The following is a 12168-nucleotide window of genomic DNA, read 5'->3' as shown; positions in this document are numbered from 1 at the left end:
GGCCCGCCCCCCGCCGTGGGGCGGGCCACCGGCTCCCATCTGCAGGTTTCAGCTCTTTCCGGGGTGGATCTGACTGATACGCCATTTTTCCGACTTTGTAATCACATTGCTTGTCGTTTACCTTGGCTGAGGCGCGGGACAGACCGCGTCAGGATTCGCGGGAGGTGATCAGCGTGCCTAGTGGCAGTAGTCCCAAGGCGTATACGCCGCCGATCCCGCTTGACGCACTGCAGTAGCGGCCCGCCTGCCGCGCCACGGTGCGCCAGCATGCCTCCGCGACACGTATCCGGTTTCCGCGCGCCTTCTCATCCGAACCCGACGCCGTATCGGCGTGCCCTGGCACGTCCACCGGCGACCGGGCCGCGCGGCCGCTGCTACGTGCCGCGTCCCCAACTTTCTCAGCGAACACATTCACCACACGCTTACCGCCGAAGCACGTCCGAGATCCGCCGAGCGGCGACGGGTGCACACCGAGTGCCGCCCAGGACGTGCCTTGACAGGAGGAATTCCATGACCAGCACGATGCCGCCGAACCACGACAACACGCTCATGCCCGTCGAGACGGTTGCCGAGCACACCCAGAAGGTGGAGTTGCTCCGCGAGATCAACACGGAGATCCGCGGGCTGAACAAGGAAATGGAAGACATCCGGGAAATCACCGAGGACCAGCTGAAGGTCACCGTGGAGACCCGGAGGGTGAGCGCCTGGACGGCAATCGCCGTGGTGCCCGGCGCTCTCGCCTCGCTCTACGGTTCCAACTTCGAGCACATGCCCGAGCTCCAGTTCAAGTACGGCTGGCCGATATTCCTCGCCGCCCTGGCATCCACCGCCCTGGCCACCTACTTCGCGGTCAAGCGCAAGGGCTGGCTGTAGGACTGCCATCGAGCAGAGGAAGGGCGATTTACATGTCGAATAATTCCACGCACTCCAGCTTGGCCGGGCTCACCCCCAAAGACCTTGACGCGTGCTCGAATGAAGAACTGCACACCTTTCTCCAGGGAGTCCGCCGGTACCGGAAGGAAATGGTACTGCTCCACCAGAAGTCAGTGGAGCTTTACCAAGGGACCAGGGTCGCCCGGAGGGTGACTTCGTGGCTCGTGGTGTTCATGATTCCCACACTGCTGGGCGGTATCTACGCCGCGAACTTCTACCAGCCGGAAACCAAATTCGTCTGGGCCTGGCCGGCCTTCCTCCTCCTGGTGGCGGGTTCGGGCGTCGCGATGTTCACCCACCTACGGCGTAGGGGCTGCATCTAGCAGCACGGTCACGGTCGGCGCGCCCGGCCGCATGAGGATCTCGTCAGTGGAGAGTGGCATGGCTCACTGGCGGGATCCTCATGCGTTTCCCCGGCCTGCCACGCATGAGTCAGAACTCCCGTGACCCGCCCACCGATACGACGATTGCTCGGCCGTTACTGCGGCCGCCTCCCGGGCGATGCGCGTCCAGAGCCGACTCAGAGCCCTGTGGATTTGACCGGGGTTGATCAGAGATGTCATGGTCTGCTTGTCGCCAAGTCGGACATTCCGCCACTGGATCCGGCGCTCAGGCGTACTTCATTCGACGTGTGACAGGAGGTGGTCGTTGTGCTGTACGGCGATCCTCCTAGTTGCGCGCATTCCCTCTCGCGCTGAACGGCCGAGTCCTCCCTCGCCCGTGTCGCGCCCTTGGGCCGGCCCTCGATCCGCCCTGCGCCGACTTCCCTGAAGCCTCCTCCCGGGTACGCCCCCGGCGGCTCCGAGCTGCCCCGTTGCCGCGCCCCCGCACCACATTCTCGGGTTCCCCATGTCGAAATTCCGTCAGTTTCCCTCCTCCGGCGCGCTGCGCAACCCCCGCCTGCGTCCCGTCGATTTCCTCGTGGTTCTCGGCGTCATCGCGCTCTTCTATCTCGTCGTCCGGGTCGGAGCCTCGGCCGACCAGCCCCTTCGGGCGGATCAGGCGCCCGCCGTATCCACCGACCCGGGCGAACTGCCGTACTACGCGGCACGCTCCGCGTTCCGGATGTTCGCCGGACTCGTGCCGGCGGTCATCTTCACCCTGATCTTCGGGACATGGGCCGCCCGGTCCCGGCGCGCCGCCAAAGTCATCGTCCCCGCTCTCGACATCTTGCAGTCCGTTCCGGTCCTGACCTTCCTCAGCATCACCGTCACCGGCTTCATCGCGCTTTTCCCGCACTCCACTCTCGGCCTGGAATTCGCTTCGATCTTCGCCGTGTTCACCGCGCTCGTGTGGAACATGGCGCTGGCCTTCTACCAGTCCCTGAGCACCCAGTCCAAGGACCTGGACGAAGCGGCAAGGATGATGCGGCTCACCCGCTGGCAGAGGTTCTGGAAGCTGGACGTGCCCAGCGGCATGATCGCCCAGGTCTGGAACGGCATGATCAGCTTCGGGGCCGCGTGGTTCGCCCTGTCCGCCTCCGAGACGATCAGCGTCATGGGCAATGACAACGCCCTGCCCGGTGTCGGCTCTTACGTGACCCAGGCCCTGGACAACGGAGAGGGCGGCCGGGTGGGCCTGGCCATCGCCGCCATGATCACGATGGTCGTGTCCGTCAACTTCTTCTTCTGGAGGCCCGTCACCGCCTGGGCCGAGCGGTTCCGTACGGAGGACTGCGAGATCGCCGAGCAGCCGCGCAGCTGGTTCCTCACGCTGCTCCGCCGCTCCACCCTGCCCGGGCGACTCGGACAGGCCCTGCGCCCCGCGGGCGAGGCACTCGACCGTGCCATGCGGGTCCTGGGCACCACGCCCGGCCGCCTCCACCACGACCCGGTCCGCCGCAAGCACGCCGACCGCGTCTTCTACACCCTCTACACGATTGCCGTCGTGGTGATCGTCTGGCAGGCGTTCTCGTACCTCCTGGCCCATGTGCCGCTGCCCGAGATGGGCCACGCCGCACTGCTCGCCCTCATCACGTACGGCCGGGTCCTGCTCCTGGTGGCCGTCTCCACCCTGGTGTGGGTCCCCATCGGCGTGTGGATCGGGATGAACCCGAAGGTCAACCGGATCGCCCAGCCGATCGTCCAGGTCCTGGCCTCCTTCCCCACCAACTTCATCTTCCCGCTCGCCGTCATCGTGCTGGGTGTGTCCGGCATCACCCTGAACTGGGGCAGCATCGCCCTGATGGCCCTCGGCGCCCAGTGGTACGTGCTCTTCAACGTCATCGCCGGCGCCAGCGCCATCCCCGGTGACCTGCGCGAGGCAGCCGACAACCTGGGGCTCCGCGGCTGGCTCCGCTGGAAGTCCCTCATCCTCCCGGCGGTCTTCCCCCACTACACCACCGGCGCCATCACCGCGTCCGGCGGCGCCTGGAACGCCTCGATCCAAGCCGAGATCGTCAGCTACGGAACCACGACCCTGACCGCCGTCGGCATCGGCGCCTACATCCAACAGGCCACCACCGAGGGCGACTTCGCCCGCAATCTCCTGGGCGCCGTCTTGATGAGCGTCTACGTCGTCATCATCAACCGGCTGTTCTGGCGACGCCTCTACGACTTCGCCCAGAAACGCTGCGGACTGTGACCCGCCCCCACCCCACCACTCTCACCACTCCCCCCACGTCGGCCCCATCGCCGAGGAGCGATCACATGAACGCGCCCGCCACCCCCGCGGTCATCACCGTGCGCAACCTCCACAAGAGCTTCCCCGCCCCCAACGGCGGCGACCTGACAGTCCTGCGCGACATCAACCTCACCCTGCACGAGGGCCAGGTCGTCGCCCTCCTGGGCAAGTCGGGATCGGGGAAATCGACGCTGCTGCGCCACGTCGCCGGGCTCCTGGCCCCCTCCAGCGGCACCGTGCACTACCGCGGCCGGCCGCTGGACGGCCCCAACCCCGGCGCCGCCATGCTGTTCCAGTCGTTCGCCCTGCTGCCCTGGCTCACCGTCCAGGAAAACGTCGAACTCGGCCTCCGCGCGAAGGGAGTGCAGTTCGCCGAACGACGCGACCGCGCCCTGAACGCCATCGACATGGTCGGCCTCGACGGCTTCGAGAACGCCTATCCGAAGGAACTGTCCGGCGGCATGCGCCAGCGCGTCGGCTTCGCCCGCGCCCTGGTCGTCGAGCCCGACGTACTCCTGATGGACGAACCGTTCTCGGCACTCGACGTCCTGACCGCACAGACCCTGCGCAACGAGCTCCTCGAACTCCTCGCGCACCCCGACACCCCCACCCGGACCGCCCTCCTGGTCACCCACTCCATCGAGGAGGCCGTCCTGCTCGCCGACCGCATTCTGGTCCTGGACAGTGACCCCGGTGTCATCAAGGCCGAGCTCCGAGTCGACCTGCCCCACCCCCGCAACAGCCGCAGCGACGGCTTCGCAGGGCTGGTCGAGGACGCGTACGAGGCACTGACCGGCGAACGCGGCCACGCCCCGGCCGCCCCCGACGTACGTGATCCCCTGCGATCCGCGGCCCCGTTGCCGACCGCCAACGTGGAGTCCCTTACCGGGCTGCTGGAAGTCCTCGACTCCATGGGCGGCACCGTCGAGCTGGCCGCACTCGCCGACGCCCTCGCCTTCGAGGTCGACGACCTGCTGCCGCTCGTCGAAGCGGCGCAGCAGCTCGGCTACGCCAGGGTCGACGCCGGCCGGCTGGAGCTGACGGTCACCGGGCGCGGTTTCGGCCGGGCGGACATCCTGCCCCGCAAGCACCTCTTCGCCGCGGCCGCGTTGGCCAACATCCCCCTCATCGCCACCATCCGGACGCTCCTCATGGCCTCCGACCACGGCCGTCTGCGCGAGTACTACCTGATCGGGCGCCTGAGCCGAAACGCCTCCGCGGACGCGGCGCACCGCCAGCTCAGTACCGCGATCACCTGGGGCCGTTACGCCGAGCTCTTCGACTACGACGCCGACGACCTCGTCCTGCTGCTGCCCGCCGACGACGCGCACGCCGCCTGACCCGCCCCCGGTGATGGCCATGCCCGTGGCGGCCCGCCCTCCCCGGCAGCGGCGCAAGCGGCCTGTGGAAGAAAGCGAAAGCGAGAGTTCATGACCCGCAGCACACGGCGGGGCGGCTCGGGGGGCCGCCCCCGTCACACCGCACGCATCGCCGTCCCCGCACTCCTCCTCGCCGTAGCGCTGCTCTTTCCGCAGCTCCTGCCCAACAGACCGGGCAACCTCGGCAGCCTCGCCGAGACCGCCCTCCCGTGGTTCGGCATCGCGATAGCGGTCCTCCTGCCGTGGGCGGCGCTGCGCGGCTCGCGTCGGGCGATGGCCGCCGCGCTGGTACCCCTGGTGGCCTGGTGCTACCTCTTCGTACCCACCTTGACGACGACGCCCCGCGCCGGGCACACCGACTTCAAGGCCCTGACCTTCAACGTCGGCGGGCACCGCACCACCCCCGAGGCCGTCGCCCGGGAAGTGATCGCCACCGGCGCCGATGTCGTCGCCCTGGAGAAGGTCCCCCTCCCGGCCATCCCCGCGTACAAGAAGGCACTTGCCCGGGTGTACCCCCACCACGCCACCCACAACACCCTCGGCCTGTGGTCGCGCTACCCGCTGCGCGCCGTCGAGGCGATGAACCTGGGCGGCCCCTGGCCCCACGCGATCCGGGCCGTCGCCGGCACCCCCGGCGGCGACACCGCCATTTACACGGTGCGCCTGCCCTCCGTACGGTTCCAGGCGACCGAGGGCTTCGCCATCGGTCGCCGCGACGCCGCCGCGGCCGTACTGGCCGACCGCATAGCCAAGGACCCGGCCCGCCGCATGATGCTGCTCGGCGACCTCAACGGCAGCCTGCGCGACCGGGGCCTGGCCCCCCTCACCCACCGTCTCAAGCCCGCACAGGAACACGCGGGCCGGGGCTTCGGTTTCACCTGGCCCGCCGCCTTCCCCGTGGTCCGGATCGACCACGTACTGCTGCGCGGCCTGGAGGCCAGCACCACCAGCGTCCTGCCCGACCTGGGCAGCGACCACCGCCCCGTCCTCACCGGGGTGCGACGCACGGCGTGACGGACGCCCGCCCCGCACCAGCTCCTACCCGGGGAGTCGGAAGCCGTTGAAGAGGTCGTCCATGCCGCGCAGGGCCAGGCGGGTGGGGGTGGCACGGACCGCGAGGTCGCGGGCAGCCACCGCGAGCGGGTTGCGGAGGGCGCCCAGGCTGCCGACCCGGCGGGCGCGGACGCGCACGGCGTCGGTGCGGTCGCGGCGGGCGGAGGTGTACGCGGCGAGGGCGGCGGGGACGGAGTCCGCGCCGGCTCCGCTGTCTCCGCCGGCTGCGCTGTCTCCGGACGGAAGCAGGTGGGCGAGTACCACCGCGTCCTCGATGGCCTGGCAGCCGCCCTGGCCGAGGTTGGGGGCCATGGCGTGGGCGGCGTCTCCGATCCAGGCGATCCGGCCGTGGTGCAGGCGGGGAAGCGGGGCGGCCAGGTCGTAGAGGTCGTTCTGGAGGACGTCGGCAGGATCGAGGCGCCCGACGTGGTCCAGCAGGGCCGGGATCGGGTCGTGCCACGAGGCGAAGCGGCGCCGGAGTTCGGCGCGGGGGTCGGCCGACCGGCTGCCGGCCGGGACGACCGCGGTGGCGTAGAGGTACAGCCGGCCGTCGGAGAGCGGGGTCACGCCGAACCGCTCGCCCCGCCCCCAGGTCTCGCTCATGGCCGGTATCCGGAGTTCCGGGGCGTCCACGATGGTCCGCCAGGCGGTCTCCCCGATGTAGTGCAGGCCCGGGTGGGCGGGGAAGTACGCGCGGCGCAGCGGGCTGTGGATGCCGTCGGCGGCGACGACGAGATCGGCGGGAAGGTCCGGCCCAGCTGCCGTACGGACGGTCGGGCGGCCCGCGGCGTCGTCGACGCCGGTCACATCGGTGCCGTAGCGAAGGGCCTGCGGCGGCAGGGCGGCGGCCAGTGCGGCGGTGAAGGCCGGGCGCGGAACGGCGATCGGGGGCATGCCGTAGCGGGCAGCCATGTCCGCGGTGCCGGTCCGGGTGAGCCATTGGCCGCCGGAACGGCGTACGCCCATCGTTGCGGGTATGGCACTGCCGGCGGCGTGGGCGGCGTCGACGCCGATGGCGTCGAGGGCGCGCAGGGCGTTGGGGGCGAGACCGATGCCGGCGCCCGTGGCCGGGGGCTCGGGGGCGCGCTCGCAGACGGTGACGTGCCAGCCGCGGCGGTGCAGTGCGAGGGCGGCCGTGAGACCGCCGATTCCGGCCCCGGCGACCACTGCGTGACGTTTCGGCATGGAACACCTCACCTCTCCGTTTGAGTCAGGCACCCTCTACAGCCGTAGAGCCCTCACTCTACAACTGTAGAGTGAGGGCATGTCCAGCTCCGGCCGCCGCAGCCTCATCGCGGACACCGCGATCGCCACCGTGGCCGAGGCCGGCCTGCGCGGGCTCACGCACCGCGCGGTCGACACCGCGGCGGGGCTGCCCGCGGGCAGTACCTCCTACTACTTCCGCACACGTACGGCGCTGATCGGCGCCTGCTACGCGCGGATCGCCGAGCTGGACCTGGACGACATCGAGTCGAGACAGCCGAGCTCGCGCGAGGAGGCCGCCACCTCACTCGGGAAGCTGCTGCACCGCTGGCTGACCACGGGCCGCGAGCGCCAGCTCGCCCGCTACGAGCTCAGCCTTGAGGCTGCGCGCACGCCGGAGTTGGGGTCCGCTCTCCATCGTGAAGGCCTGGCGGCCCGCGCCCGCGCGTCCCTCATCCTCGCGGCACTGGGCGCTGCGCGCCCCCGGGAGGCCGCCGAGCTGCTGGTCGCCTGGACCGACGGCCTGCTGTTCGACCGCCTCGCCGGCGCGACGGCCCGCACCCGGCCCGCGCCCGACCTGGCGGAACTCACGGCAGTCGCCCGCCGGATGCTCGACGCTGCGCTGGCCGGCTAGGACCGCTTGCTCCTCACCCTCATTTCTCGGCTGACGTCCACACGGAGCGCAGCCGATCGGCGGTGGCGGTCGCCTGGGCGAGACCCGCCTGGTAGGCCGGGCCCCAGGTCGCCCGGTCGTGCAGGTCCGAGCCGAAGGCCCGCACCGCATCCGGATCGGGGCCGACGGTCACGACGGTCTGAGCCCCGAGGGCTGCCAGTTGCTGCTCCAGCGGTTCGCGGGGAAACAGGTGCGCCATCGGCTCGATGACGACCAGCGTGCGGGCTCCGGCCGCGAGATCGGCGTTCGTTCCCGAGCGCAGGGCGCCGTCCATGTACCGCCGGCCCTGGATGGCGACAGGCGGCTCAGCCCCGGGGAAGGCACTGCTCGCGGCCACCGCGTGCACCAGCGGCACGCCGCTCGTGCGGTCCCACACCACGGGCTCACCCGTGGCCGCGTCCACCGCGGTGACCAGCAACCGCCGGTCCGGCCAGGCGTTCGAGCCGATCAGCGCGGCTCGCCCCGCGAGCAGCGCCTGTTCGGCGCCTGTGCCCGCGTCCGCGTCGGCGTGGTCGAGCGCGATGCGGCCGACCCGGCGCCGGGCCTCCCCGGGCTCCAGCCCACCGTCGCCGAGCACGGCGAACACGGAACCGATCACGGCGGCGTCGACCTCACGCCGGGGGGCGGCCGGACTCTGCCGGCGCGCCGGGGCGGCGAGCCGGTCGAGGTCCTGGCGGGTGGCCAACAGCGCGCCGACGATCGCACCGGCCGACGTGCCGACGGTCAGGTCGGCTTCGCCGAGGTCCACCCCACTGCGGCGCAGCCCACTGGCCAACCCGGTCATCCATGCCGTACCGGCCAGGCCTCCCGGGCCCAGTACGAGTGCGCGGTCGAAGGTCGCTGCGGTATCGATATTCACTGGTTCGTCCCCCGTCATCAGGTGCTGATCAACGTGATCGACGGTAGGACCTCTACCGAACTTCAGGTCAAGGAGGCTGCCAGGAATGCTGCGAGGCGGGTGATCACTCGCCTCGCGAGGTCGGCGTCAGGCCGGGTTCGGCGCGACCGGGGCGACCGGGGCGACCGAAGCGAGGAAGTCGTCGAGCATGGAGGTCTGTACGTCCACCGAGAACCGGCCGGGGTCGAAGAGGGCCTGGACGACGAGTCCGTGGACGAACGCGACTGCGGTGGCCGCGAGTTGCTCGGGATCGGCGGTTGCGGGCAGCTCCCCCAGGCGGCGAGCGGCTTCGAAGTGCGGGCGGATCGTCGAGCGCAACCGGGTGTAGCGGTCGGCCTGCTCCGCACCGAGCCCGTCGTCGGCGAGGGCCAGGTCCCAGGAGCTGACCCAGATCCGGTTGCGGGCGGTGTCGTCCGCGGTCAGCGGCAGGATGTCGAGCAACATGACGCGCACGGCGCCAAGGCCCTCGGCGGGACGTTCACGTCGCGGGCGTTCCGCGGTGCGCTTCTCCAGCAGGTCCAGGGCGTGAGCGACCAGGGCCCGCTTGGTCGGGAAGTAGTGCATGAGCATCCCGGTCGAGACGCCCATCGCGGTGGCGACGGCGCGCAGCGTCAGCCCGCCGAATCCCTTGTCGGCGAGGACGTGCCAGACGGCCTGGGAGACGTCCTCGCGGCGGGCTTCACGGTCTCCGGGAGCGGGGGGCATGCTGGTACCTTACCTACCGAACACTCGTTACGTACCATGGAATGAGGGTATCCGTGTTCGAACTGTCGCTCGGTGAAAATGCTCGGCTCCGCCCGCTGGAGCCCTGGCACGCTCAGGAGTTCCTCGACCACATGGACCGGGCCCGCCCGTATGTGGACCCCTGGATACCCTGGGCGACGTTCAACACCGACCTGGCCTCCGCCACGGCCACTCTCCAGCGTTACGCGGACCAGCAGGCCAAGGACACCCGCCGGATCTACGGGATCTGGCTGGACGGCACGCTGGTCGGCGGGGTCATGTTCACGAGCTTCGACGCCGCCACCGGGGTGTGCGAGATCGGCTGCTGGCTGGAGGCGGACGGCGCGGGCCGCGGACTGGTGACCCGGGCGTGCCGCGTGCTGATCGACTGGGCTTTCGGGCAACGCGGGATGAGCCGCGTCGAATGGTGGGTCGCGGCGGGCAACGCCCGCAGCATCGAAGCCGCGCGCCGGCTCGGGATGTCCCGCGACGGCGTGCTGCGGCAGCGCCATCCCTACCGGGGCATGCGGCACGACACGGAAATCTGGTCCGTCCTGCGCGACGAGTGGTCCGGCGGTTCAGCCGCCTCACCCCTCCCCGCGCCCGACGCCAAGGCCCGGCTCGACCAGTTGATGCGCGTGTTCCTCGGTGCGTTCACCAACACCAACGGCAGTCGGCCGAACCTCGACGCCGTCCGTGAGGTGTTCATTCCACAGGGGATGATCATCAGCAACGCCGGGGACGAGCCCGTGATCTACGACCTCGACTCGTTCATCGAGCCCCGGCAGAAGATCCTCACCGATGGGACGCTGACGGAGTTCTCCGAGTGGGAAGTCGCGGAGCGCACCGAAATCCGCGAATCGATCGCTCACCGGCTCAGTGAATACCGCAAGTCCGGCTTCCTCAACGGCGAATGGTTCGAGGGCTCCGGCCGCAAAACCACCCAGTTCGTCCGGACACCCGCCGGCTGGAAGATGAGCTCGATGGCCTGGGTCGACATGTAGGACCCCCCGCCCTGGTCCCCGGCTCACCGGGCGGGCAGGCGTGCAGGCGCCGCCCGATGCGCCTGGTGCGCCCGGTGACGATCTCCGGGTCGCGGTGGTCGAGGGGGCTGGTCGGGCCCCTCCTGGTCAGCGGCGCTCATTGGTCTTTCTGCCGAGGGGGTGCAGCGTCGATGGTGGGTAAAGCGCATTGCTTACAGGGGTGTTGGCGGTTTGGATGGCCCGGTCCAAGACGGCGGGGCTGGAAGGAAGCGGATGACACCCGTGCTCGACGGCTGCACACCCTGGCCCGAGGAGTTCGTCGACCGCTACTGGGCGGCCGGGCACTGGCGTGGCAACACGCTGGACAACCTGCTGCGCGGCTGGGCCCTGCAGTACGGACCGCGGACGGCGCTCGTGCACGGCGGCACCCGCATCACGTATGCGTACCTGAACCGGCGCGTGGACCGCACGGCGGCCGGATTCCGGCTGAGCGGCCTCCGGCCGGGGCAACGGGTCGTCGTCCAGCTGCCGAACGTTCCCGAGCTCGTCATCACCGTGTTCGCGCTGATGCGCGCCGGCGCGCTCCCCGTCTTCTGCCCCGTCCCGCACCGTGCGCCGGAGGTGTCCCACCTCGTACGGGTCACCCAGGCCGTCGGCTACGTCGGCCCCTCCACCTACCAGGGCTTCGACCACACGGCGATGGTCGCGGACATCGCGGCCCGAGGGCCCTTCCTGCGCCGGGTGTTCACCCTCGAGGCGCCGGGCGCCGCGTCCCCGTACGGCGGCATGACGGCCGACCCGTCCGGCTGCCACTACATCCCGTTGGGCTCCCTCGACGCCCCGCCCGAGCGGGCGCTCGCGCAGAGCGCCGACCAGGTGGCCTTCTTCCTGCTCTCCAGCGGTGCCACCGAGGCGCCCGAGCTCATTCCGCGGACCCACAACGACTACGCCTACCAGGCGCGGGCCGCCGCCGATCTGGTGTCGCTCACCGAGAACGACGTGTATCTCGCCGCGCTGCCCGCGGAGGTCGACTTCGCCTTCGGCTGCCCCGGCATCGTCGGCACCCTTTCCGTCGGCGGCGCCGTCGTCCTGGTCGAGAACCCGGGACCCGCCCACTGCCTCGAGCTCATCGAACGAGAGCGGGTCACCATCACGTCGGTGGCGCCCGCCGTCGCCGAGCTCTGGCTCGGCGCACTTCCCACGGTCCAGGCGGACTTGAGCAGTCTGCGTCTCGTGCAGATCGGCGGCGCGCCGTTGCCCCGGGCGACCGCCGCACGGATCGGCGCCGAATGGAGCTGCCGCCTGCAGCAGGGCTTCGGGATGGCCGAGGGGGTGCTCACTCTCACCCGGCCCGCCGATCCGGACGGGACCGTGCTCAGCACGCAGGGCCGCCCGCTCTCGCCCGACGACGAGATCCGCATCGTCGACGCCGACGGCAAGGACGTACCCGACGGGGAGCCCGGCGAACTCCTCGCCCGCGGTCCGTACACCGTGCGCGGCTACTACCGGGCGCCCGACCACAACGCGCGTTCCTTCACCCCCGACGGCTACCTCCGCACCGGCGCCCTCGCGCGGCGGACCCCGGACGGCAACCTGGTGGTGACCGGCCGCCTCGCGGACGTCCCGCCGCCGGCCGCGGCCGGCTGAACGTCACAGGCCGGCGGGTCCTGGTCGAGGCCGAAGGGGTGAGGGCCCGGGAAG

General features: G+C 70.7%; 11 protein-coding genes. 8 read left to right on the top strand and 3 right to left on the bottom strand.

The window, feature by feature from the left end:
* The first annotated feature begins 267 nt into the window (after positions 1 to 267).
* The 5 genes from ACFWB8_RS21280 (at position 268) to ACFWB8_RS21260 (ending at position 5948) form a co-directional block, all read left to right on the top strand.
* Positions 268 to 873 (top strand): CorA family divalent cation transporter, encoded by a 606-nt coding sequence (locus ACFWB8_RS21280; RefSeq protein WP_385229100.1) that lies wholly within the window; start codon positions 268 to 270, stop codon positions 871 to 873.
* Positions 874 to 1106: 233 nt separating this feature from the next.
* On the top strand, positions 1107 to 1256 hold the full coding sequence (locus ACFWB8_RS21275; RefSeq protein ID WP_385229097.1) for a hypothetical protein: 150 nt from the start codon (positions 1107 to 1109) through the stop codon (positions 1254 to 1256).
* Positions 1257 to 1782: 526 nt separating this feature from the next.
* Positions 1783 to 3516, top strand: coding sequence for an ABC transporter permease (locus tag ACFWB8_RS21270; RefSeq protein WP_385229094.1), 1734 nt, complete (start codon positions 1783 to 1785; stop codon positions 3514 to 3516).
* Between the two features lie 65 nt (positions 3517 to 3581).
* On the top strand, positions 3582 to 4895 hold the full coding sequence (locus ACFWB8_RS21265; protein ID WP_385229091.1) for a nitrate/sulfonate/bicarbonate ABC transporter ATP-binding protein: 1314 nt from the start codon (positions 3582 to 3584) through the stop codon (positions 4893 to 4895).
* A gap of 90 nt (positions 4896 to 4985) precedes the next feature.
* The gene (locus tag ACFWB8_RS21260) at positions 4986 to 5948 is read left to right on the top strand and encodes an endonuclease/exonuclease/phosphatase family protein (protein WP_385229088.1); all 963 of its coding nucleotides are present in this window, start codon (positions 4986 to 4988) and stop codon (positions 5946 to 5948) included.
* 24 nt (positions 5949 to 5972) lie between these two features.
* Here the strand turns inward: ACFWB8_RS21260 and ACFWB8_RS21255 are convergent, their stop codons facing one another.
* Positions 5973 to 7172 (bottom strand): FAD-dependent monooxygenase, encoded by a 1200-nt coding sequence (locus ACFWB8_RS21255; RefSeq protein ID WP_385229085.1) that lies wholly within the window; start codon positions 7170 to 7172, stop codon positions 5973 to 5975.
* 79 nt (positions 7173 to 7251) lie between these two features.
* Here ACFWB8_RS21255 and ACFWB8_RS21250 point away from each other — a divergent pair, with 79 nt between their 5' ends.
* Positions 7252 to 7824 carry a TetR/AcrR family transcriptional regulator gene (locus ACFWB8_RS21250; RefSeq protein ID WP_385229082.1) on the top strand — a complete coding sequence of 191 codons (573 nt, stop codon included), beginning with the start codon at positions 7252 to 7254 and terminating at the stop codon, positions 7822 to 7824.
* 19 nt (positions 7825 to 7843) lie between these two features.
* Here ACFWB8_RS21250 and ACFWB8_RS21245 read toward each other — a convergent pair whose 3' ends face one another.
* Together ACFWB8_RS21245 and ACFWB8_RS21240 are read right to left on the bottom strand one after the other, a co-directional pair.
* Complete coding sequence (locus tag ACFWB8_RS21245; RefSeq protein WP_385229079.1) at positions 7844 to 8722, bottom strand: patatin-like phospholipase family protein; 879 nt, start codon at positions 8720 to 8722, stop codon at positions 7844 to 7846.
* 126 nt (positions 8723 to 8848) lie between these two features.
* Complete coding sequence (locus ACFWB8_RS21240) at positions 8849 to 9466, bottom strand: TetR/AcrR family transcriptional regulator (RefSeq protein WP_385229076.1); 618 nt, start codon at positions 9464 to 9466, stop codon at positions 8849 to 8851.
* Positions 9467 to 9519: 53 nt separating this feature from the next.
* Between ACFWB8_RS21240 and ACFWB8_RS21235 the strand changes: the two genes are divergently transcribed.
* Together ACFWB8_RS21235 and ACFWB8_RS21230 are read left to right on the top strand one after the other, a co-directional pair.
* Positions 9520 to 10488, top strand: coding sequence for a GNAT family N-acetyltransferase (locus ACFWB8_RS21235; RefSeq protein WP_385229112.1), 969 nt, complete (start codon positions 9520 to 9522; stop codon positions 10486 to 10488).
* Positions 10489 to 10740: 252 nt separating this feature from the next.
* Positions 10741 to 12114 (top strand): (2,3-dihydroxybenzoyl)adenylate synthase, encoded by a 1374-nt coding sequence (locus tag ACFWB8_RS21230; protein ID WP_385229073.1) that lies wholly within the window; start codon positions 10741 to 10743, stop codon positions 12112 to 12114.
* The last annotated feature ends 54 nt before the right edge of the window (positions 12115 to 12168 follow it).

The organism is Streptomyces sp. NPDC060031 (genome assembly GCF_042736805.1).
Lineage (GTDB): Bacteria > Actinomycetota > Actinomycetes > Streptomycetales > Streptomycetaceae > Streptomyces.
This window is presented reverse-complemented; position numbering and strand designations above follow the sequence as displayed.